The sequence below is a fragment of the Ruegeria sp. AM5 genome, assembly GCF_056540645.1.
In genome coordinates this window covers 25,818-48,451 of the sequence record NZ_JBQFXC010000011.1, presented here as the reverse complement: position 1 = coordinate 48,451, position 22,634 = coordinate 25,818, and the positions used below count along the sequence as shown (strand labels likewise).

At 57.5% G+C, this 22,634-nt stretch carries 19 protein-coding genes and 1 tRNA gene; 14 read left to right on the top strand and 6 right to left on the bottom strand.

Going from position 1 to position 22,634, the window contains the following annotated elements; all coding sequences use genetic code 11:
- Positions 1-18: 18 nt before the first annotated feature.
- The 3 genes from ACR0AH_RS18410 to hdhA are packed head-to-tail and all read right to left on the bottom strand — an operon-like array spanning position 19 to position 2,332.
- Positions 19-729, bottom strand: coding sequence for a hypothetical protein (locus ACR0AH_RS18410; protein ID WP_170565003.1), 711 nt, complete (start codon positions 727-729; stop codon positions 19-21).
- A gap of 10 nt (positions 730-739) precedes the next feature.
- Entirely contained in the window at positions 740-1,534 is a 795-nt protein-coding gene (locus ACR0AH_RS18405) for an SDR family oxidoreductase (RefSeq protein WP_170437659.1), read from the bottom strand.
- 30 nt (positions 1,535-1,564) lie between these two features.
- Positions 1,565-2,332: a 7-alpha-hydroxysteroid dehydrogenase gene (gene hdhA / locus ACR0AH_RS18400; protein ID WP_170437657.1), complete on the bottom strand. Its 768-nt coding sequence runs from the start codon at positions 2,330-2,332 to the stop codon at positions 1,565-1,567.
- A 729-nt stretch (positions 2,333-3,061) separates the two neighbouring features.
- Here hdhA and ACR0AH_RS18395 point away from each other — a divergent pair.
- A complete protein-coding gene (locus tag ACR0AH_RS18395) occupies positions 3,062-8,173 on the top strand; it encodes a RecQ family ATP-dependent DNA helicase (protein ID WP_480593164.1) in 5,112 nt (1,703 codons plus the stop codon).
- Between the two features lie 281 nt (positions 8,174-8,454).
- Here ACR0AH_RS18395 and ACR0AH_RS18390 read toward each other — a convergent pair whose 3' ends face one another.
- Together ACR0AH_RS18390 and ACR0AH_RS18385 are read right to left on the bottom strand one after the other, a co-directional pair.
- Entirely contained in the window at positions 8,455-9,267 is an 813-nt protein-coding gene (locus ACR0AH_RS18390) for an SRA domain-containing endonuclease (RefSeq protein ID WP_480593161.1), read from the bottom strand.
- Between the two features lie 366 nt (positions 9,268-9,633).
- Positions 9,634-9,708: transfer RNA gene (locus ACR0AH_RS18385), tRNA-Thr, on the bottom strand.
- 83 nt (positions 9,709-9,791) lie between these two features.
- Here ACR0AH_RS18385 and ACR0AH_RS18380 point away from each other — a divergent pair.
- From ACR0AH_RS18380 to ACR0AH_RS18335, 10 genes are all read left to right on the top strand, one after another.
- Positions 9,792-9,947 carry a hypothetical protein gene (locus ACR0AH_RS18380; RefSeq protein ID WP_170425679.1) on the top strand — a complete coding sequence of 52 codons (156 nt, stop codon included), beginning with the start codon at positions 9,792-9,794 and terminating at the stop codon, positions 9,945-9,947.
- Between the two features lie 6 nt (positions 9,948-9,953).
- Positions 9,954-11,222 carry a UDP-N-acetylglucosamine 1-carboxyvinyltransferase gene (gene murA, locus ACR0AH_RS18375; RefSeq protein ID WP_480588246.1) on the top strand — a complete coding sequence of 423 codons (1,269 nt, stop codon included), beginning with the start codon at positions 9,954-9,956 and terminating at the stop codon, positions 11,220-11,222.
- On the top strand, positions 11,219-11,695 hold the full coding sequence (locus tag ACR0AH_RS18370; protein WP_170398450.1) for a DUF2948 family protein: 477 nt from the start codon (positions 11,219-11,221) through the stop codon (positions 11,693-11,695). Before murA ends, ACR0AH_RS18370 begins: the two co-directional genes overlap by 4 nt.
- Positions 11,692-12,213 (top strand): GNAT family N-acetyltransferase, encoded by a 522-nt coding sequence (locus ACR0AH_RS18365; protein WP_480593158.1) that lies wholly within the window; start codon positions 11,692-11,694, stop codon positions 12,211-12,213. Before ACR0AH_RS18370 ends, ACR0AH_RS18365 begins: the two co-directional genes overlap by 4 nt.
- 60 nt (positions 12,214-12,273) lie before the next feature.
- A complete protein-coding gene (gene hisD, locus ACR0AH_RS18360) occupies positions 12,274-13,575 on the top strand; it encodes a histidinol dehydrogenase (protein WP_480593156.1) in 1,302 nt (433 codons plus the stop codon).
- Positions 13,576-13,673: 98 nt separating this feature from the next.
- Positions 13,674-14,153, top strand: coding sequence for a UPF0262 family protein (locus ACR0AH_RS18355; RefSeq protein WP_170398457.1), 480 nt, complete (start codon positions 13,674-13,676; stop codon positions 14,151-14,153).
- Between the two features lie 3 nt (positions 14,154-14,156).
- Complete coding sequence (locus ACR0AH_RS18350) at positions 14,157-14,609, top strand: arsenate-mycothiol transferase ArsC (protein ID WP_170398460.1); 453 nt, start codon at positions 14,157-14,159, stop codon at positions 14,607-14,609.
- 2 nt (positions 14,610-14,611) lie between these two features.
- Positions 14,612-15,010 (top strand): ketosteroid isomerase-related protein, encoded by a 399-nt coding sequence (locus tag ACR0AH_RS18345; RefSeq protein WP_480593153.1) that lies wholly within the window; start codon positions 14,612-14,614, stop codon positions 15,008-15,010.
- Positions 15,003-15,596 (top strand): GNAT family N-acetyltransferase, encoded by a 594-nt coding sequence (locus ACR0AH_RS18340; protein WP_480593151.1) that lies wholly within the window; start codon positions 15,003-15,005, stop codon positions 15,594-15,596. Before ACR0AH_RS18345 ends, ACR0AH_RS18340 begins: the two co-directional genes overlap by 8 nt.
- 144 nt (positions 15,597-15,740) lie before the next feature.
- Positions 15,741-16,502 (top strand): hypothetical protein, encoded by a 762-nt coding sequence (locus ACR0AH_RS18335; protein ID WP_170514606.1) that lies wholly within the window; start codon positions 15,741-15,743, stop codon positions 16,500-16,502.
- A gap of 55 nt (positions 16,503-16,557) precedes the next feature.
- Here ACR0AH_RS18335 and ACR0AH_RS18330 read toward each other — a convergent pair whose 3' ends face one another.
- The gene (locus tag ACR0AH_RS18330) at positions 16,558-17,331 is read right to left on the bottom strand and encodes a FadR/GntR family transcriptional regulator (RefSeq protein ID WP_223117410.1); all 774 of its coding nucleotides are present in this window, start codon (positions 17,329-17,331) and stop codon (positions 16,558-16,560) included.
- Positions 17,332-17,661: 330 nt separating this feature from the next.
- Between ACR0AH_RS18330 and ACR0AH_RS18325 the strand changes: the two genes are divergently transcribed.
- From ACR0AH_RS18325 to dld, 3 genes are all read left to right on the top strand, one after another.
- Entirely contained in the window at positions 17,662-18,714 is a 1,053-nt protein-coding gene (locus ACR0AH_RS18325) for a TRAP transporter substrate-binding protein (RefSeq protein ID WP_170398473.1), read from the top strand.
- A gap of 128 nt (positions 18,715-18,842) precedes the next feature.
- The gene (locus ACR0AH_RS18320) at positions 18,843-20,909 is read left to right on the top strand and encodes a TRAP transporter large permease subunit (protein WP_480593147.1); all 2,067 of its coding nucleotides are present in this window, start codon (positions 18,843-18,845) and stop codon (positions 20,907-20,909) included.
- A 14-nt stretch (positions 20,910-20,923) separates the two neighbouring features.
- Positions 20,924-22,606 carry a D-lactate dehydrogenase gene (dld, locus tag ACR0AH_RS18315; protein ID WP_480593144.1) on the top strand — a complete coding sequence of 561 codons (1,683 nt, stop codon included), beginning with the start codon at positions 20,924-20,926 and terminating at the stop codon, positions 22,604-22,606.
- Positions 22,607-22,634: the final 28 nt, after the last annotated feature.

The window sequence follows — 22,634 nt, the reverse complement described above, 5'->3', positions numbered from 1 at the left end:
GTTCGAAACCCGGCAGACTCACTGGCCCTGCCGCGCAACCTCTTCAATGCTTGGGAAAAATATCTCGCGACAGCGATCGAGGCGGCTGGCCCGGTTTTCATAGTTGGAACGGGCAATGCGCAGGTCAGCCTCGCGCTGGAGCACTGTGGCATCAGACAGGTTTCCGCGGCTGTTTAATTCGCGCGCCCGCATTAGCGCCTTTTCCGCATACGCCATCCAGGCCTCGTTCGCGCGCACCTCTGCCGGTCCCTTGTCACAGCCTGCGTTCCAGCCTTTGAGATAGGCGGCATAGAGGTCGTCGAGCGGCACCGACTTGCCCGCGAAATGGTCCCCAATCAACTGCAACGCCGCCACCTGCGCCGCTACCGTGGTCAGGTTCTTCTCGGCCACGACCATCTGCAGCCGATTCCAAGCATCCTTAAGCTGCGAAATCTCCAACTCAAGCTCGGAAATGGCGCTGCGGTCAAACAGTTCCAGATTTCGGGCCAAGATGGCTGCATCCCGGTCCACCTGCGCCTTAAGCGTTTCCAGTTGGATAGCCATTATCATGCTCTGAAACCCGACCGAACGGCCTTGGTCCGCGAACATCATCATGAAAATCTGATCGTTGGTTACAGGGGCGCCTGTGTCCAGCTGTGCCGCCTCCTGCGCCGAAACCCAGGAGGAAGCTAGCACAAGCGATGTCGCTATTGCTGACGCGCGCACGGCGCGCAAGAAGGGTAGCTTCACGGCCCGATCCTCAGCTTCCGAACAAGCGCACGACGCCACCGCCGCCATGAACATTGATGGTCTGGCCGCTGACCCAACCGGCTGCCGGCGAGCACAGGTACAGCATCGCGTTGGCGATATCTTCGGGGCGGCCGGGCCGCCCGGTCAGATTGTCGGGATGGGCGAGTTTTTCCTGCATCTCGGGCGAAATGCCCGCGTCGCCGTAACCGGCGGTCATGACCGTTCCGATCAGGATGGAGTTTACCCGCACCCGTTTGTTCAGCATGTGAGCCAGCGACACCATCATCTGGTTCAGGGCTGCCTTCGCCGTGCCATAGGGCAGGATGTCGTAAGCCGGAACGGCTGATGAAAACGAGCCCGAGTTGGTGATCGAGCCGTTCTCCGCCTTCTCCAGATACGGCAAGCAGGCCATGCTCATACGGTAGGCACTGATTGTGTTGAGTTTGTAAGAATTGATGAACTCCTCTTCAGGAATTGCCGAAGGGTCCGGCTGGCGACCGCCCCAACCGACATTGTTCACCAAGGTCGAGATGCCACCAAACGCGTCGGCAGTCGCGGATACAACCGCATTGATCTGATCCAGATCGGTCACGTCGCAGGCCATGCCACGACAGTCATTTCCGGTTTCCCGGGCGATCGCGGCAGCGGTTTCGGCAGCCATGTCACTGTTCAGGTCGGCAATCATCACCTTTGCTCCCGCCCCCGAGAGCGTCTTGGCAATTCCCGCGCCGATATTCTGTGCGCCGCCGGTGATCAGAACGTTGTGACCGTCCATGCGAAATTCTGCAAAAGCGTCAAAGCTCATCAGTTTGTTCCTGTCTGAAGTATTGGGATATCAATCGAGTTCCTGCACACCGCCGCCGGACACAGTGAGCACCTGACCGCTTATCCACGCGGACGCTGGCGCGCAGAGGAACAGCGCGGCATAGGCAATGTCGTCTGGCTCGCCCAGCCGTCCGAGCGGCGTGTGCTTCAGCATTGCCTTTTCGATGTCGTCGTTCAGCACCGATGCCAGCGCGTCGGTCTTGATGGCGCCTGGCGCAATGGCGTTCACCCGCACACCCATCGCACCTAGGTCGAAGGCGACATTGCGTGTCAGGTGATTCACAGCAGCCTTGGATGACCCGTAAGATGCCATGCGCTGATTTTTGTTCTCGCCCGCCATGGAAGATATGTTTAGAACCGCGCCGCCGCCTGCCGCTTCCATGTGAGGCGCCGCCAGTTGAGTGAGGCGAAACAGCGAGAAGACGTTCAATTCATAGGCCCAGCGGAAATCGTCCATCGGCATGTCAAACGGCTTTGGCCCGCCCCCGCCCGCATTATTGACAAGGATCGATAATCCGCCGAACTCCGATACGGCCAAGTCCACCGACGCTTTCAGATCATCTTCGACCGTCACGTTGCAGGCCAGTGCAACGGCCTTGCCGCCCGCGTTCGTGATCTCGTCGGCCACCGCCTGCGCGGTCTCCGCCTTCAGGTCGCTCACCACCACCGAGGCCCCAGCCCCGGCAAATAGTCGGGCCACGCCCCGGCCAATTCCCGCGCCGGCACCGGTCACAAGGGCCACTTGGCCGTCCAGCCGGAACTTATCTGCTTCGAACATTAGAAACTCCTGCATCGCTTCAATCTCTAGGTACTACGCAAATCTCTAGGTACTACGCAGGCGAGTTGGCTCCAGATCAGTGCTGGGCACTATTTTTTTGGCAAGTGTCAGAACAGCATGGATTGGGCGTGTCGAATTGCGAAGATGTGCGATGCAATGGCGCCCCCAGCAGCCGGCTGGACCTCAACATCGACAACGCACCGTCAAGGTCTGCTTAGGGTTCTTTACCGCATCCAATACGATTGGCCGCTTCGTCCGCATAGCGGTCGCTCGAAATATTCAGGCGAACGTCGGCATTGAGCCCATAGGCGACATAGGTGATGAGCGTAGTATTTGTCGTTTGGGCGGAACAGGAAGTTTGCTGTATTCGCAAAAGATCGACGGGCCGGAAAATACACGAACTTTTATCAATAGGCCTGTCTGGAACCTGCCAGCTGCGGTCTGGCAAAAAAAGTGCCGAGTGATGCTGTCAACCGGCTTTTGGTTCCGGACGGGAAGATCTGCAAACCCGAAGGAAAAGACACTGGCCGCACCTCGCAAACCTGGCATGGCATCGGGACAACATTTTTTTCAAAGTGGCCGCCGAAGGTTCCGCTCCTTGGGAATAATTATTAACTTGCGAATATGAAAAACTTAATTTCCCGCGGCATATCGAAGGCCCTTGGCCGTGGCAGACCACAGCCACTCGAAAACTCAGAGGCTATTCCGGAGGAAATTAAGAGTACTCAAATGCCACGGGAACAATCCGAAATCTTGTCGCGCTGTCTGTCGATTGATTTGGAAGTTGATCCCAAGGAAGCCAAGTTGTTTGCCTTTGCAGCCGTGCCGGAAGGCGATGGAGAGGGGATTATTCATCGGAAAGGTGATCCGAAGGCCGCGCTTAAAAAGCTCGACTTGTTTTGCGCCGGTTTCGCACATGTCATTGGTCACAACATTCTGCGCCATGACCTGCCGCATCTCATGGCGGTCTCGCCGCGCTTCGCAAAGCTCGCGGACGGACCGATTGACACGCTGTGGCTCAACCCCTTGGCGTTCCCGCGCAATCCCTACCATCATTTGGTCAAGCACTACCGCGATGGGCGGCTTCAAAGTGGTCACGTCAACGATCCCGAGCTCGACGCGCGTCTTGTGTTCGAGGTTCTTCACAACCAGATCGACGCCTTCGTCTCGCTGAACACGTTGTCGCCAGAAACGATGATCGCCTATCACTGGCTGTGCTGCCGAGGTCCCAGTAGCGTCGGATTTGATCGGTTGTTCAGCGACGTGCGCGGGGCGCCCATCCCGACGGAAGCGGAGGCGCACGAGGCCATTCAGGCGTTGCTAAAAGACGTGGCCTGTGGCAGGCAAGTGGACGCTCTGCTCGAGCGGCTCTCGGACACTGGACTGGGTTGGCCGATGGCATATGCGCTCGCTTGGATTTCGGTCGCTGGTGGGGATTCTGTCATGCCGCCTTGGGTGCGGGCGCAGTTCCGTGATGCAGCGCGGCTTGTCAAAGACCTGAGAGATACAAATTGTCGTGATCCGAACTGTGCCTATTGCGCAGAGCACAATGAGCCCACCCGTGCACTCGAACGTTGGTTCGGCTTTCCAAGTTTCCGCCCGGAACCAGTCGACGAGAACGGACGCCCGCTTCAAGAAAAGATTGTGGCGACGGCCATGGAAGGCGACAATTTGTTGGGTATCCTGCCGACGGGCACTGGTAAATCCATCTGTTACCAGATCCCCGCGCTGTCTCGGTTCGACAAGACCGGGGCCTTGACCGTCGTAATATCGCCGCTTGTAGCACTGATGGCAGACCAGGTTCAGGGCTTGGTACGGGCCGGAATTTCCTCAGCGGTTACGATTAACGGGTTATTGTCTTTGCCCGAGCGTCAGGATGCGCTCGACAAGGTGCGGCTTGGGGATGCTGCGATCCTTTTGATTTCGCCCGAACAACTGCGCAGCACAACAGTTCGGTCTGTTCTGGCACAGCGCGAGGTGGGACTTTGGGTACTGGACGAAGCGCACTGCGTGTCTAAATGGGGACACGATTTCCGACCCGACTATCGCTACGTTTCGCGGTTTATCAAGGAAAGCTCAGGCGACGAACCGGCTCCGGTGCTTTGCTTGACCGCGACAGCGAAGCCGGACGTCGTGCAGGACATCCGCAGTCATTTCAAAGAGCGGTTAGGGTCCGAGCTGGTGTTGATCGACGGAGGCGCATCACGGTCGAACCTGAGTTTCCAGGTGCTGCCAACGCAGCGGGCAACCAAGATGGCCGATATCCTCGACACGATCGAGGCCAAGCTTCCGCGTGAGGGCGTGTCGGGAGCGGTCGTCTATTGTGCGACCCAAAACGCTACCGAGCGCGTGGCGGAGTTCTTAAAACAACAGGGCGTCGCCGCTGAACGGTATCACGCAGGCCTCAGCCCCGATGACAAACGTGAGATTCAGGAGGACTTCCGCGTCGGCAATCTCCGCGTGATCGCAGCCACCAACGCCTTTGGGATGGGGGTCGACAAGCCGGACATCCGTCTGGTGGTTCACGGGGACGTGCCTGGGTCGTTGGAAAACTACCTGCAAGAGGCGGGTCGCGCCGGGCGGGACCGCGAGCCTGCAAACTGCATCCTGTTGTTCAATACCGAAGACGTTGATCGTCAGTTCAGCCTCAGCGCGCGTTCTCGACTCGCGCGGCACGAAATCGGCGCGATCCTGAAGGCGCTTCGACGCCTTGATGCTCGGACTGGAAAAGGCGGCGAAATTGTCGCCACACCCGGTGAGATCGTTCATGAGGAGAAAGAGCGAGACTTCCAGCGGGACAGCAACACCGACGATACGCGGGTGAAGACGGCCGTCGCCTGGTTGGAAGAAGCACACCTTCTGAACCGCGAAGAAAACCGGGTGCAGGTGTTTCCCGCCTCGCTCCGAATAAGGAGCATGCGGGAGGTCCGTGAAATCCTGGCATCCGCCGAGATTACCGAGCGGCGGCGCAAGGATCTGGCCGTAATCGTGCAGCATATCATCAACGCGCCGCAGGAAGAGGGCATCACCACGGACGAGCTCTGCGGCGTCAGCGGGCTTACGATGTCGAGCCTGCGTAAAGCCTTGGCGGATCTCGAGGCCCTGGGGATCGCAAAGGACGACACAAACATCACCATCTTCGTGCATGTAGGCGTCGAGAATGCCTCGTCGAAGCGTTTCGAAGCGGCATCCCGGTTGGAAGCTGACCTGATTGCAGTCCTTAAGGAGCAAGCGCCAGACGCGGACATCAATGAGGCTGTGCCCTGCCATCTGGCCTCAGTGGCGCAGGCCTTGCGGGAGCGGGGACACGCCTCCGTACGGCCCGATATTGTCGAGGGTTTGCTCCGTGGGATGGCGCAGGATGGCCGCGACATGGACGGCGGAAAAGGCAACATTGGCGTGCGCAAGGTGTCCAAAGGCAGTGTCATGGTGCGAATCCAAAGATCATGGGGGGTAATCGAACAGACCGCTCAACTTCGCAGGCAGGCCGCAGAGCGTTTGGTTTCACACTTGATAAACAAGGTTCAGGCAGGTCTGCGTCGGAAAGACGTTCCTGTCGAGGCCACGCTTGGCGACCTTCTTGCAGCGATCAACAGCGATGCGCTGTTGCGAGAATCTGTCAATGATCCAGCAAAACTTATGGACCGGGCGCTTCTTTGGCTGCACGAACAGCAGGTGGTGACTCTGGGCAAGGGATTGTCCGTGTTCCGATCCGCCATGACGTTGCACATCAATCCGAAAGGCGGCGCTTTTACCACCCAACATTTCGCGCCGCTCGAAGACCATTACACCGAACAGACCGTCCAGACCCACGTGATGGCGGCTTACGCGAGCAAGGGCATCGACGATATCGATCAGGCCCAGCAGCTCGCGCATGACTATTTCGAAATGGAGCAGTCCGACTTCATGAAAGCTTGGATGCCGGGGAAGATTTCAGAGTTCCGACGGCAGGCAACGCCTCAGTCTTACGCCGAGATCGTCGACAATCTGGGGAATGCGACACAAGAGCAGATCGTGCGTGACGACCGCGAACAGACCAATGTCCTTGTGCTCGCAGGGCCGGGATCGGGCAAGACACGCGTGTTGGTCCATCGCATCGCCTATCTGGTTAGGATCAAGCGCGAAGATCCAAACGGTATACTGGTGCTCGCCTACAATCGTCACGCGGCCGCCGAGATTCGGGAACGCTTGCGTACGCTGATTGGCGAAGATGCTCGCTTCGTCACAGTCTTAACCATCCATGCCTTAGCCATGCGGTTGGTTGGCGCGAGTTTCGCCGGACGGGTAGCGGCCGACGAACCTGATTTCGAGACGCTTCTGATTGATGCGGCACGTCTCTTGCGTGGCGACGGGTTGGACAAAATCGAGGCCGAAGCCTTGCGAGAGACTTTGATCCAGGGGTTCCGCTGGATTCTCGTAGACGAATATCAGGACGTGGGACCAGAGGAATACGCCTTGATCGCGGCGGTGGCCGGTCGCAGTATCGACGACCCCGATCAACGGATTAGCCTGTTCGCGGTCGGCGACGACGACCAAAATATCTACGCGTTTGCCGGCGCATCGGTGCGCCACATCCGGCAATTCGAACAGGATTATTCAGCCAAGCCGGTCTTTCTGACTGACAATTACCGCTCGTCGAAAAACGTCATCAGCGCATCGAACGCCGTGATCGAAGGATCTCGGGAACGTATGAAAACAGGGCATGGGATTACCGTCGACAAATCGCGGCAAAAGGACCCCGCAGGGAGTATCATGGAAAGCCTCGATCCGGTTGCGCAGGGACGGGTCCAAATCCTTGGCTGCCCGGCCGGAAATGACGCTCAGGCCCTTGCGGCTGTCAACGAGATGATTCGCCTGTCAAAACTGATCCCGGATTGGAGCTGGAAGGGCGCGGCAATCATTTCTCGTGATTGGCGCAAGCTTCTGTCGGTCCGTGATTTTGCCGAGGCGCATGGAATTCCAGTCGAAATGGCGAACGAAAACTTACCAAGTGTTTGGCGCACCCGTGAGATGCGGAGGTTCATCGACGGCCTACGCGAGAGGCACGCAGCCTTGGTCAGCTTGAGCGACCTTACCGAAACCCTGAACACGATACCCTCAAGCCGTTGGACTGACCGTATCGGCGAGGGACTTGGCCAACTTGCGCGTGAAGTTGATGGTAAAGCGCTCCCGAGCCCTGACGTGATGGAATGGTTTGCTGAATGGTCGAAAGACTCATGGGGCGAGCAGCGTGGCCTCAAGTTGTTGACGGCGCATCGCGCGAAAGGCCTCGAATTCGACGATGTCGTGATCCTGGATGGTGGTTGGGAACGGCCCTCGCGAAACGAAGATCAGGACGCGCCGAGGCGTTTGTTCTATGTCGCAATGACACGTACGCGGCGCAATTTGATCGTCATGAGTAACGACAATCACGAATACCTTCCCACCGAGTCGCCTTCCGTCGTCAAGCGGCACGTGGTGCCCGACTTGGCGACAGTCCCTGGCCCGCGCCGGTTCTTTCAATCGCCAGAAATGAAGATGGTCGACTTGTCATTCGCAGGGCGCCAAGGTGATCGGCACATTGTTCATGACGCGATCGCTGAAGCGCAGGTCGGCGCGCCAATCAAGCTCGCCAGTGTTGGAGATCGCTGGCAGATCGAGGATATTCAAGGGCGGGTCCTCGGGCGGATGGCAAAAGCATTTACGCCCCCGATTGGCACGAAATTTGTCACCGGCGAGATCGCGGCCATCATACACTGGCGTAAGGAAGATGCCGATGAGCGTTTTCATCACCTGATGAAACGCGCCAATTGGGAAGTCGTGGTGCCTGAACTGGTATTCGAAGAGGTCAAAAGCGGCTGAAAGGGTCATCAGAAAGCTTCAGGGCGGCAAGTAAGTCGGTCAAGCCGTCGTTCGCTGCACTTGCAATATAGGACTGCTCGTGGTCGTAATTACACATTCCAACAAACTGATTTATCGGCAACTTTGTCCCGCATCTCGTACATAGGGACCGGTTTGACAAGCGTCAGTTTCCGCCGGAAGCGGTGCTTCGAGATCGAAACCACAGTTGGGCACCCGTCAATGGCCGCTTGGCGTTGGAGACCTCCCTACCGCGATCAGTTCAGGGAATGCGTCGATACGTGCTAAGCCGGCTCAATCTCGGCCAACTTCTCAATCAGCTTACGGTTCAACTCATCCCCATGCGCCCCGAAATGAATTTCTCGATGAACTGTCGGGCAGATTGCTGCCACGTAACGGGGATCGTCAGGCCCATCATCCGATAGCCGCCGGGTATGATGCACCTCAAGATAAGGTCGTCCCGATCGCGTTTGGAATGGCGCTGGTTCTCCGGTTAGTTCACATCTCCCGTTGGCTCGTGCCAAGACGTAGTCACGAACCGTGGCTGACCTCTTTCGATAAGCGACTCGCGCCTCCCGCCAGTTCTTAGCCCGCTGAGGCTTAGCTGCTTTCTGTGCCGCACTACGAAGCCTTTCAATCGGTAATTCTGCCTCGGCTTCATCAGGCTCATCGCGAACGGTCTGCACGTCCGCCGAAGCTCTGACGAGATGAAAGCGGATGCATTCACGGTTGTTTCCGTCAGTGTCTAGACCTTTGAATGTGTCCCACGATTGGCACGCAAATCGCCCAATGAAACGAACAGGAAGCCCTTTCCCTAGGGCCTCGAATAGTAGTAGCTCCCTTCCGTTGATGTCATGGTCTCGGATGTGGGCGTTCCCAGCCTTGAACTGCATATCACCCTTTTGACCCTCACCAGTATAGAGGAAGACGCCCTCGTGCTGCCAACCATCTTCATAGCCGTGCTGTTCGCCACTCTTGCCGGTGAAGATGAATACAAATTGGCTGTCCTTTGGCGTCGAGATGCCGCCCTGTCGCTGCCCACCGAAGACGTCGTGAATGTCTTTAGCGCGCGAGTATTCCACTCCTTCAATAAACATGTCGGCCCCCACCTGGATCACTATCCGGTTTAGACAAGATCACACCCCACTTAGACAAGATCACACCCCGCGAAAGCCCCGTGTTTGTCGATCTTCAAATTGCAGCCTGCTCTGGGCCCTCCCTTAGAGAGGGTGGCCCTTGCGAAAAAAACTTGCTGCAGACAATATTGGTGCCTCGCAGTTATCCACGTGACCGGCTGAGAGGGTGCCAGGGGGTGGGGTCACCAGATAGATGCAGCCCGTACCTGAATTGCCGCCTCTAGCGACTAAGTCGGCAACGGTTTGCTAAAACAAGTGAGGTGGTCGCCATGTGGTCGCCAACCCCTTGTGGGGCCAAGTCAAAAACCTCGAAAAGCGCTGATTTTATGGTGCTGCTGGAGAGAATTGAACTCTCGACCTCTCCCTTACCAAGGGAGTGCTCTACCTCTGAGCTACAGCAGCGCTGTGGGCGGGTGATTAGACTCAAACGAAACGCGGCGCAAGGGTGTCTGGACGGTTTTTTTCTACTCCTGTAGAGAAAGGCAATGGCAGACAAAAATTCACCTAAAAAACACGGCAAGTCCGGGGAAACGCGCGAAGACCGTCTAAAGGCGGCGCTAAAAGCGAATATGGCGCGGCGCAAGGCTCAGGCCAAGGCGCGAGCCACCTCCGGGGACAAAGCCGGCAAGGACGAGGGATAAGAGCAAATGGATTCGATTCTGGTTACGGGCAATGGCCCGCTGAACGGGCAGATTCCCATTGCGGGGGCCAAGAATGCGTGTCTGACGCTGATGCCCGCGACCTTGCTCAGCGAAGAACCGCTGACGTTGACCAATGCGCCGCGTTTGAGTGACATCAAGACCATGACGGCGCTGCTGCGGTCGCTGGGGGCCGAGGTGTCTTCGCTGCAGGATGGTCAGGTCATTGCGATGTCCAGCCATGACCTGAACAGCCACACGGCGGATTATGACATCGTGCGAAAAATGCGCGCTTCGAACCTGGTGTTGGGGCCGATGCTGGCGCGGCTGGGACAGGCCGTGGTGTCGCTACCTGGTGGATGTGCCATTGGCGCGCGCCCGATGGATTTGCATGTCGAAGGGCTTGAGGCGCTGGGCGCCGAGATCGAGCTTAGAGATGGCTATCTGCACGCGAAGGCGTCGGGCGGGCTGAAAGGTGCTGTGCATGAGATGCGTTTTGCATCCGTGGGCGCGACCGAGAACATCGTCATGGCCGCCACGCTGGCCAAGGGCACCACGGTGCTGAAAAACGCCGCGCGCGAGCCCGAGATTGTCGATCTGGTCGAATGCTTGCGCAAGATGGGCGCTCAGATTTCGGGTGAGGGCACCTCGACCATCGAAATTCAGGGTGTCGATCGTCTGCACGGCGCGACCCATCAGGTGGTGACCGACCGGATTGAGCTGGGCACTTATATGCTGGCCCCGGCGATCTGCGGGGGCGAGGTTGAGCTGCTGGGCGGGCGCATGTCGCTGGTCGAATCCTTCGCCGCCAAGCTGGATGCGGCGGGGATCAGTGTTTCTGAAACCGACAAGGGGCTGAAAGTTTCTCGTAAGAACGGGCGTGTGACCTCGGTCGATGTGGTCACCGAACCCTTCCCCGGCTTCCCGACCGATCTGCAGGCGCAGATGATGGCGCTGATGTGCACTGCCGAGGGTGTGTCCGTGCTTGAAGAGCGTATTTTCGAGAATCGCTTTATGCATGCGCCCGAACTGGTGCGCATGGGCGCGAATATCGAGGTACATGGCGGCACGGCCACCGTAACCGGGGTCGAACGATTGAAAGGTGCTCCGGTGATGGCGACAGACCTGAGGGCCTCAGTCTCGCTGATCCTTGCCGGAATGGCGGCGGAAGGTGAGACGGTTGTCAGCCGGGTCTATCATCTGGACCGCGGATATGAACATGTGGTGCGCAAGCTGGAAGGCGTGGGCGCAAAGATCGAACGGATTAAGGGTCAATGACAGACGCAAGTTTCAAAGATGGCCGCGAGGCACCGCTGAACCTTGGAGCCGAGGATGCCGATGACCTGCGGGTGATTGCGACCCTGACGCAGGATGCGGTTTTCCCGGTGACCGAGATGACATGGCAACCCGGCCAGCGCCGCTTTGCGCTGTTGCTCAATCGCTTTCGCTGGGAAGACAAGGATGCCGCTGCCCGGCGCGGTCGCGCCTACGAGCGGGTGCAGGCCGTTTTGATGTTCGGCTCGGTTCTGTCGGTAGCCAGTCAGGGCATCGACCGCAGCGACAAGGACATGATCCTGTCACTGCTCTCGGTCGAATTCGAGCCAAGCGAGGATGGTGCGGGGCAAATCCTGTTGACCTTGGCAGGCGACGGCGCGATCCGCCTGTCGGTTGAGGCCATCGATGCAACGCTCAAGGATGTGACGCGTCCCTACAAGGCGCCTTCTGGACAAGCGCCCCATCACCCCGAGTGAAGAATAAACGTGGCATCGCTCAGGCCTTCCCGAATCCGCCACGCGGCATCGCGGTGCGGCGGGCAACCGTGTTTGATGTATTCGACATCAGCCGTGTTCTGATCCGATCGATCCGTGACCTCTGTCGGGCGGATCATCTGGATAATCCCGAAAACCTTTCCCGCTGGTCTGCCAATAAGGATCCGGCTTCGGTCCGAAACTGGATCGATAGTGGAGCAATCCTTTGGGTCGCTACGCAAGTGGGAGTGGTTACTGCAGTGGGCGGTTTAAGTGGCGAGGGTGAGATATCTCTGCTCTATGTCGATCCCGATCACGCAGGGCGCGGGCTCGGAACAGCGCTGCTGCATCGGTTGGAAGAGGAACTGCAGACACGTGGCGTCTCTGAGGCGCATCTGCACGCGACCAAAACGGCACATTCGTTCTATCTGGCGCACGGCTGGCATGATGTCGGCGACCCGACGGAATGGCACGGCATCCCCCAATTCCCGATGCGCAAATCGCTGCACCCAGCGGCCTAAGGGTTGAGGCCACCCGGCCCGGGCGATAAGACCCGTTGAAACGCTTCCGGAGTCTCTCACATGCCCGCTTTCCTCGATACGACCTCCGCCGATTTCGAACCTGCATTTCAGGCGCTGTTGTCCGCCAAGCGCGAGGACAGCCCCGATGTGGATGCGGTCGTGGCGCAGATCATCGATGATGTGCGGACCCGTGGTGATGCTTCGGTGATCGAACTTACCGCGAAATTCGACCGGCTGGAGCTGGCGCCCGAGACCATGGCCTTTTCATCCAATGAGATCGCCGAGGCCGTTGCGCAGGTCGCGCGCCAGGACCGGGCCGCGTTGGAACTGGCTGCAGAACGCATTCGTGCATATCACGAAAAGCAGATGCCCAAGGATCATCAGTGGACCGATGAGGCAGGCGCAACACTCGGCTGGCGCTGGTCGGCGGTGTCGGCCGCGGGGCTTTATGTGCCGGGCGGATTGGCTTCATACCCGTCGTCGGTTCTTATGAACGCAATACCTGCGAAGGTGGCGGGCGTAGACCGGTTGGCCATTGTCGTCCCCACACCTGAGGGTCAGGCAAACCCGTTGGTCCTGTTGGCAGCGCAATTATCTGGTGTGGATGAGATTTACCGCATCGGCGGTGCGCAGGCGATTGCCGCTTTGGCCTATGGCACCGATACGATTGCGCCGGTGGACAAGATCACCGGGCCGGGCAATGCTTTTGTCGCCGCTGCCAAACGTCGGGTTTTTGGCAAAGTCGGCATCGATATGATCGCGGGCCCCTCGGAAATTCTGGTCATTGCAGACAAGGACAACGACCCCGACTGGATCGCGCTGGACCTGCTCAGCCAGGCCGAGCATGACGAAAGCGCCCAATCCATTTTGATCACGGATGACGCAGAATTTGGTCAAGCCGTGACGCAAGCGGTGGAAAAACGTCTTGAGACCCTGCAACGCCGCGCCATCGCCCGGGCCAGCTGGCGCGACTTTGGTGCCGTAATCACTGCGCGCGATCTGGACGAGGCTGCCGCGTTGTCCAACCGCATCGCGCCCGAACATCTGGAACTCTGCGTGGCCGACCCGGTGGCGTTAAGCCAGCAAACGATCCATGCCGGTGCCATTTTCCTTGGCCAGTACACGCCCGAAGCCATTGGCGATTATGTCGGCGGCCCCAATCACGTGCTGCCCACAGCGCGTTCGGCGCGCTTTTCGTCTGGCCTTAGCGTGATGGATTTTCTCAAACGCACAACGCTCAGCCAGATGACACCCGAAGCTTTGCGCGCCATCGGCCCGGCGGCTGAAACGCTTGCGCAATCCGAAAGCCTCGAAGCGCATGGCCTGTCCGTTTCGGCGCGCCTTAACCGGCTGAATGGCTGAAGTGACGCAATGACTTGGCACGCATGGCGCTTCTGTACGTTGCTCAATGAAAATCGTTGTTATAGGTCTGTGCAGACGCAAGGATTGTGACCGTTAAGATGACCCGTATTTCGCATATCGAACTGGACGACCGAAATCTGCCCCCGCCGACACCGGAGATCGAGCAGGAGCGGAAGGTCGCCATATATGATTTGCTTGAAGATAACTCGTTCACGCTGCCAGCGCGCGACGATCGGATGATCCCCGACGGGCCCTACCATGTGCAGCTATCAATCCGTGACAAGCGACTGGTTTTCGATATCGCCACCGAAGCCAGCGAGAAGGCGGCTGAGTTTCATCTGTCGCTTGGTCCATTCCGGCAGGTCGTAAAAGACTATTTTCAGATCTGCGAGAGCTATTTCGATGCGGTGAAAACACTGCCGCCCAGCCAGATCGAAACGATCGATATGGCTCGGCGCGGCATCCACAACGAAGGCAGCCGCGTGTTACAGGAAAGGCTGGAAGGCAAAGCTGAGGTTGACACTGATACTGCCCGCCGCCTCTTTACGCTCATCTGCGTCCTTCATTTTGGAGGCTAACGGGTGACGCCTCTGCCGCAGTCCATTCTGTTCTGTTGCGACCACAATTCGGTTCGGTCACCCATGGCCGAAGGCATCATGAAGAAGTTTTACGGCACCGGCACCTATGTGCAATCTGCTGGCGTGCATAACGATCTTGAGATCGATGGGTTCTGCATCGCAGCCTGTCAGGAGATTGGCGTTGAGCTGTCCCGTCACCGCTCGCGTTCTTTTGACGAAATGGAGCAATGGGGCGATGACCTCAGTTCATTTGATCTGATCGTGGCCCTGTCACCCGCCAGCCAGCGAAAAGCGCTGGAACTGACGCGTTTTTTTCACCTCGATGTCGATTATTGGCCAATTATGGACCCTACCGGACTAGGTGAAACCCGCGAGGACAAGCTACGTCATTATCGACAAACCCGAGATCAGATCATCGCGCATCTGAAAGACCGCTGGGGTGAACCGACGGAGTGACCATGAACCCGACCGTGAAAACTTACTTTGATGCCTTCAATGCCGGTGACGTGGATGGCATGGTGGCCTGCCTGTCGGATGACGTGGCCCATCATGTCAACGAAGGTCAGATTCGCGTCGGCAAAGAGAAATTTGCCGCCTTCTGCGCGCATATGAACCGCTGCTACCGCGAGAACCTGACGGATATCGTGATCTTCGAGGCCGAAGGCGGTACCCGTGCCGCGGCTGAGTTCATCGTCAACGGAACCTATCTGGAAACTGATGAAGGTCTGCCAGAAGCGTATGGGCAGACCTACCGCTTGCCTGCGGGTTCGTTTTTTGACCTTAACGACGGGAAGATCACCCGCGTGACCACGTTCTACAACCTTGCGGACTGGACCAAACAGGTCTCGAATGGCTGAGATTTCGCAGGTCCGCGCAATGACCGGATCGACATTGGTCGACGCGTTGGGTGAAGTCGCGCGCCTGCGGATCGACGTATTTCACGCTTGGCCATATCTCTATGATGGCGATCTGAAGTATGAGCGAAAATACCTGCAGTCTTACGTCGATAGCGCCAGGGCCATCGTTGTCGGAGCGTTCGACGGTGATACTTTGGTGGGTGCTTCGACGGGTGCGCCCTTGACGGATCACGCCGACGATTTCGCGGCCGCGTTCGAAGGCTCGGGCCTGTCGCTGGGCGATATCTTCTATTGCGCAGAATCGGTTCTGCTGCCTGAGTATCGCGGGCAGGGCGCAGGCCATACGTTCTTTGATCTGCGCGAAGCCCACGCCCATGCGATGGGATTCACCAAAAGCGCCTTCTGCAGTGTAGTACGCCCTGACGACCACCCCATGCGACCAGATCATTACCGCCCGTTGGATGCCTTCTGGCGCGCGCGGGGATATGCGCCGCTTCCTGGCGTCGTGGCGCTATTCTCGTGGAAGGATCGAGGCGACGATTGCGAAACCCAAAAGCCGCTTCAATTCTGGATTCGGGATTTATAAGCCATCCATGCGCGTCGCGCCGGGTGTTTGAAACGGGTTGTGGCATTGTGTTTTGGCGATGACATGTGCGGCCGAATTTGCCTGAAACACCCTGTGATTGTATAGTTTCACTTATTCAATTGCGCGTTTTCATGGGGAAATTTGATGAAGTCCGTTTTCAATCGCCTGATTCCGGCCTTGGTGCCGCTGACTTTGATCACCGGTTGTGCCTACGAGAACAGGGCCTTTAATGCCGAGCAAACCGTGCTGTCGAATACATCGGGAGACGTTATCCAGCACGCTGTAGGGATCGGGGGTGCGTTTGAAACGGCACCAAAAACATTTCAGTCCACAAGCCTGTTGCTTGAACGCGGTCCTATTCGTACGTCGTATTATGCGCTGCAACTTTCAGATGCCTACAAAAGGCTGGGCGACGAAGCAGCGCGCAATCGGGACCTGACAGCGGCGGCACTGATCACTGTAGCAGGCGGTGCCGCGCTTGGAAGTGCGGCCTCGATCTCAGGGAAAGACCTGGCCTTGGTCTTGGCCGGTGGAGCTTTGATCAATGAAGGCGTTAAATACGTAAACCCTAACAGCGCGGCGCAGGCTTTCTACGTGGCATCCGAGTCAATGGCGTGCGCAAGCGCTGCGATTGCCGCCCATGTGCCCGTGGACACTCCACCTGACATTCGTGTGTCTTCTCTGGCCCTTTGGTACATTCGAAAAATTGAGGTTTTGCTGCGCGCGGGATTGAAGCGGGACGTACCGGACTGGAACACGTTGCTCAAAAACCTTGGTTTGACGAGGCAAGGAGCCAATGAGGTGGACGCTCTTCGAGCTGGAGACATAAACCTCAGTGCATTGGAAGTAGACTTGGAAAAGTGCCTGAGGCGAGAACCGGTCGAGAAAGGCAAAGCCAAGACTTAGTACGTCGTGCGGGAGACTTTTCCGTGGTACAAAAGATACGCCTCTGTTTTTGACCTCAATCCGAAAACTGCCGCCGTTTTGCTGCGCGGATCTCGCGAGCTTGTTGTTCTTGACCAACGCGAAATGAATCCTCGACGAAATCCATATGCGTGCGGGCAGCGGTTTCTGCGCGGTCCGGGTCGCCGTCGATGATGGCCTGCGCGATTGCCTTGTGCTGCTCAAGCAGTGCTTCACCCGTGCCGTCCATCGAGCGCAGGAAGCGGCGGTTGTAGAACACGCCTTGGCGCGTGAGGTCATAGATGGATGCCATCATGTGGATAAGGGTCGTGTTTTGGCTCGCATCGACAACGGCGGCGTGCAGTCGAAAATCAGCCTCTTCACTGGCATCCTGATCATCATTCTCCCAGGCTCGCTGCATTTCATCGATGATTTCAGCAATCCGTTCCTTGTCGGATTGTGTAGCGCGCTGTGCGGCGAGGCGGCTGGCAAAGGCCTCTTGCTCGCGCCGGTATTCAAGATAATCGTAGAAAGCACTGCCGTGCCGGGCATAGAGCGACAGAAGGGCGGGCGACATGGCACGACCGGTCAGTGGGGCGATAAAGGTGCCCTCGCCATGTCGCACGGTCACCAAGCCGCGATTTTCGAGGATTTGGAGTGCTTCGCGCAGCTTGGGGCGTGAAACGCCTAGGGCTTCCGCAAGCTCCCGTTCAGACGGGATTTTGCGGCCCTCTTTCAGGATTCCATCAACAATCATTGTCTCGATTTGTGCGACGACCGCATCGGCAATTGATTCGTGACCAACGGGATCAAAGAGGCTGTTCGTGCTCATAATTCCTGTCCGGTAGTTAGATTAAAGATCGTCGAGGTTGTTTATAATATTTACCACTAGCTTTTGGCATTGCAAGAAAAACTACCCAAAAATACGGATGCTCGCCGCGCATATAAGCGTTTGTTTTTATTGAGTGTCGCAAAATTATTCGAAAATTCCGGGTTATGAAAGGTCAATCTTGGTTATGAGCCACATCACCACGGCGTAGCCAAATTGGTAAAATAAATTGTTGACTGAATGACAAGGTAAACAATATTTACCACTTAAGCCGTGCTCGCGGCGAAAGTGACAGCCAGACCACCGGCTGATCTTTACCTTGGAGGAGAACCCATGAAGACCACCCTGACATCGCTTGCCGTTGCGGCCTCGCTGCTGGCAGCCCCGGTTGCCCACGCGGCGGATAAGATGCTGCTAAAAACCCCAATCGCGTTTTCAACCGCTCTACCGGGCCTCGGCTCGCCGATCCCGCGCGTGGCCGAACAGCTGGACCTGATGTCCGGCGGCACGCTGAAGATGAAGGTTTACGAACCGGGCAAGCTGGTCCCGCCGTTTGAAATTCTGGATGCGGTGTCTTCAGGCAAGATCAATTCGGGCTATACCACCGCCGGCTACTGGGCGGGTAAGATCCCGGCTGCACCGTTGTTCTCGGCCGTTCCGTTTGGCCCCGAGGCGGGCGAATACATGGCGTGGCTCTACTATGGCAACGGCATGAGCTTGTATCAGGAGATGTATGATCAGGCCGGTTTCAACGTCCATGTCATTCCCTGCGCCATTATCGCTCCCGAAACCTCGGGCTGGTTCGCGAATGAGATCAACAGCCCCGAGGACCTGAACGGCCTGAAGATGCGCTTTTTCGGTTTGGGTGGCGAAGTGATGCAGAAGCTGGGTGTGGCCACCTCGCTCCTGCCCGGAGGTGAAATCTTCCCGGCACTGGAAAAAGGCGCGATCGACGCGACCGAATTCTCGATGCCTGCCATCGACGCACGCCTCGGTTTCCACAAGTTGGTCAAGTACAACTACTTCCCCGGCTGGCACCAGCAAGCGACAGTGTTTGAACTGATGATCAACAAGGACGTCTGGAACGAAGCCAGCGATCAGCACAAAGCGATCATCGAAAATGCCTGTAAGGCTTCGATGGCTGACAGCTTTGCCGAAGGTGAGGCGATCCAACACGCTGCGCTGCTGGACAACGTTGAAAACAATGGTGTTCAGATCAAGCAGTGGAACGACGAGATGCTGTCGACCTTCCGCGCGACCTGGGAAGAGGTTGCCGCAGAACAGGCCGCCAACGACGAATTCTTTGCCAAGGTTCTGGCCGACATGAACGAATTCCGTGACGGTTATGCGGTCTGGAAAGAGAACGCATTCCTCCCCCGCAAGTAAATTTGCCACTTGCGATTATCCGGGGGCGGCTTCCTTCCGCCGCCCTCGGACCCTTCTGATTTTCTTTATTTTCCCCAACGACCCGGACGCATTCACGTCCCCACTGCCAAACTCTTGAGGAGGAGACCATGGCCGAGACACAGCGTCATCAGGACGACCCGATTGAAGTCTATGAAAGTATCCTTGAGCATGGTGAGCCCGACCGTCAAAAGCTGGCAGTAGCGATCGACAACGGCGTCAAAGCGGTAGGTCATGTGGTCATGTGGGCCAACCTGTTGCTGGTTGGGGCCATCGTTTCACAGGTGGCGATGCGCTATCTACTGAACCAGAACTATCCCAAACTAGACGAGATCCAGTGGCATTTCTACGGGTTGGTGACGATGGTCGGCATCTCGTATGCGCTGGTCACCGACAGCCATGTGCGAGTGGACTTGCTGCATATACAACTCAGCCAGCGTGCGCGGCGGATTATCGAGATCATCGGAATTTTCACCCTGCTCGTGCCGTTCATCTATCTGATGATCGATCAGGGCTATGACTATTTCTACGAAAGCTGGAGGGTCAACGAATCCTCGGACAGCCCCACCGGCCTGCCCGCGCGTTGGGCCTTGAAAGGTGTGATCCCGGCCAGTTTTGTATTGCTAGCATTGGCTGCAGCGGCGCGGCTGATTCACGACGTGCACGCGCTATTCATGAATTTGGATGAAGAGCGTCAGGGCAAGGGCCTGCGCCTGATCATCTGGGCCCTTCTGGGCTTTGCTGTGGTCGCAACAGCGCTGACCTTCCTGGTTGAAACAACCGAGGAAAAACTGGTCATCGCCATGTTCCTGACCTTCATCGCGTTGCTGTTCACCGGATTCCCGGTGGCGTGGACGCTGGCCGGGGTTGGCGTTGCCTATTGCGGTCTGGCCTATCTGTTCGACAATGGCATGATGAACTGGACCGGGCTTGAGGAAACGCTGACCGGTCTGGACTATCTGACGCTGGGCGCGGTGGTGAACCGGGTCTATGCCACCATGTCAAATGCGGTTCTGGTGGCGCTGCCAATGTTCATCTTCATGGGCCTGATGTTGGACGAATCCGGTGTGGCCGAGCGTTTGATGTCCTCGATGCAGCGCCTGTTCGGCACGGTGCGCGGCGGGCTGGCGATCACGGTAACGATGATCGGCATCATTCTGGCTGCTTCGACAGGTATCATCGGGGCGTCTGTGGTTCTGTTGGGCGTGCTTTCGCTACCGTCGATGATGGAGCAGAAATACAGCCCCTCATTGGCCGCCGGTGTGGTCAGCGCTTCAGGCACGCTGGGCATCCTCATCCCGCCGTCGATCATGCTTGTCATCATGGCGGACCAGATGGCGCTATCGGTCGGCGACCTATTTATGGCTGCAGTGTTCCCCGGCGTGATCATTGGCGGGCTCTACCTGTCCTATATTTTTGTCATCGCCCTGATCAAACGCGACGTGGCCCCAGTACCCGAAGGCGCAACCCGTCCTGACTGGAACGCAGTCAAGGACGTGCTGATTGCAGTCTTGCCGACGCTGGCCCTGATCCTCGCCGTGCTGGGCTCGATCTTCGCGGGTTTGACCACACCGACCGAAGCCTCGGGCGTGGGCGCGTTGGGAGCCACTCTGCTGGCGCTGGGATATCGCAAGCTGACGCTGGCCAAGCTGGTGAATGTGCTGAAAGCAACGTTCAACACCACCGCCTATATCTTCGCGATCTTCCTTGGTGCGACGGTGTTCTCCTATGTCTTGCGCGAACTGGGCGGCGACGCGCTGATCGAGGATATGATCCACGGTACCGGGCTCGGCCCAAATGGCACTGTCTTCATGATCCTGTTCATCGTCTTCCTGCTGGGCTTCGTGCTGGACTGGATCGAGATCACGCTCATCGTTCTGCCCTTGATGCGCCCCATCGTGAACGGGCTGGGCCTGGATATCGACGGCTTCGGTGTCATCGATGAACCTGCGCTGGTGTGGTTCGTAATCCTTGTGGCGGTGACGTTGCAGACCTCTTTCCTGACACCTCCGGTTGGATTTGCGCTTTTCTATCTGAAAGGGGTCTGCCCGCCCGAGATCAAGCTGACTGACATCTACAAAGGGATTATCCCATTCGTGATCCTGCAGCTGACCGGCCTGTTCTTTGTCTTCTTGTGGCCGCAACTGGCCACGTGGTTGCCCTCGGTCGCGTATTAACGGAGGGTAGCGGGATGAACGATGCCGATCTGATCAAGCGTCTTCAGGCCATTTGTGGGCGGCGGCGCGTTTTGACTTCGTCGCGCAGCACCCGCCGCTTTCGCCGGGGGTTCAGATCGGGTGAAGGGGACGCGCTCGCGGTGGTTCAGCCCGCTACGCTGCTGGAACAATGGCAGGTGCTGCAGGCCTGTGTTGCCGCTGACAAAATTGTCATCATGCAAGCCGCCAATACCGGCCTGACCGAAGGGTCTACGCCCAAGGGTAGCTACGATCGTGATGTAGTGTTGATCAACACGCGGCGGATGGACGATCTGCATCTGATCAATGATGGCAAGCAGGTCATCAGCTTTCCGGGCAGCACACTGTTTGCGCTGGAAAAGCTGCTGGACCCGATTGGCCGCCAGCCGCATTCGGTGATCGGATCTTCGTGCATCGGTGCCTCAGTCGTTGGCGGGGTGTGCAACAACTCGGGCGGTTCGCTGGTCGAGCGCGGCCCCTCCTATACCGAGCTGTCACTGTACGCGCGGATCACTCAGGACGGCGAGCTTGAGTTGGTCAATCATCTGGGCATGCAGTTGGGTGATACACCCGAAGAAATCCTGACCCGACTGCAGAACGGTGATTTCTCAGCAACTGATATAGAGACCGACAATCGCAAAGCCTCTGACACCGATTACGCCCGTCGGGTGCGTAATGTAGATGCTGAAACGCCAGCACGCTTTAACGCTGATGAGTCGCGTCTATACGAAGCAGCGGGCTGCGCGGGTAAACTGGCGGTTTTTGCGGTTCGGCTGGATACATATGCCAAGAACGAAGCAGAACGTACTTTCTACGTCGGGGCGCGTGACACCGAGGCATTCACGGAATTGCGCCGTCGCATCCTGTCCGACTTCAAAACCCTGCCGGTCAGCGCTGAATACATGCATGAGGAGGTATTCGATATCTCTGACCGCTATGGCAAAGACACCATGGTGATGATTGACAAGTTGGGCACCGATCGTTTGCCCACTTTCTTTGCGCTGAAGGGCGCGGTGGACGCGCGTTTGGAAGGCATACCGGTTCTCGGCAATTTTACCGATCGATTCATGCAGTTCGCGATGCGACTTTGGCCCGATATCCTGCCGCGCCGGATGCGGGCCTATCGGGATCGGTATCCGCATCACCTCATACTCAAAATGCGCGATGGCGGTATCGATGAAGCGCGCGATCTACTCAATGACATGACTGCCGAAGACAAGCTGGATTTCTTTGAATGCGACCTGCGTGAGGCAAAGATCGCTGGGCTACATCGTTTTGCTGCCGCAGGTGCAGCCATTCGTTATATGAAGGTTCATGCAGCCGAAGTGGAAGATATCATCGCCCTTGATATCGCGCTGCGCCGCAATGATGTCGACTGGTTCGAAGATTTGCCAGCTGAGATCGCGGATCAACTGGTCGGCAAGCTCTACTATGGCCACTTCATGTGTCATGTTCTGCATCAGGATTACATCGTCAAGAAAGGCGCAGACCCGAACGCGTTGAAGGCCGCAATGCTAAAGTTGCTGGACAAACGCGGCGCTGAATACCCGGCGGAACATAATGTTGGCCATCTCTATGCAGCCAAACCCGATCTGGCAGCTTTCTACAAGTCGATCGATCCCACGAACAGTATGAACCCGGGAATCGGAAAGATGTCCCGCAACAAGCACTATTCGTGAGACGGAACGCTGCTGACCCGTATCCGTT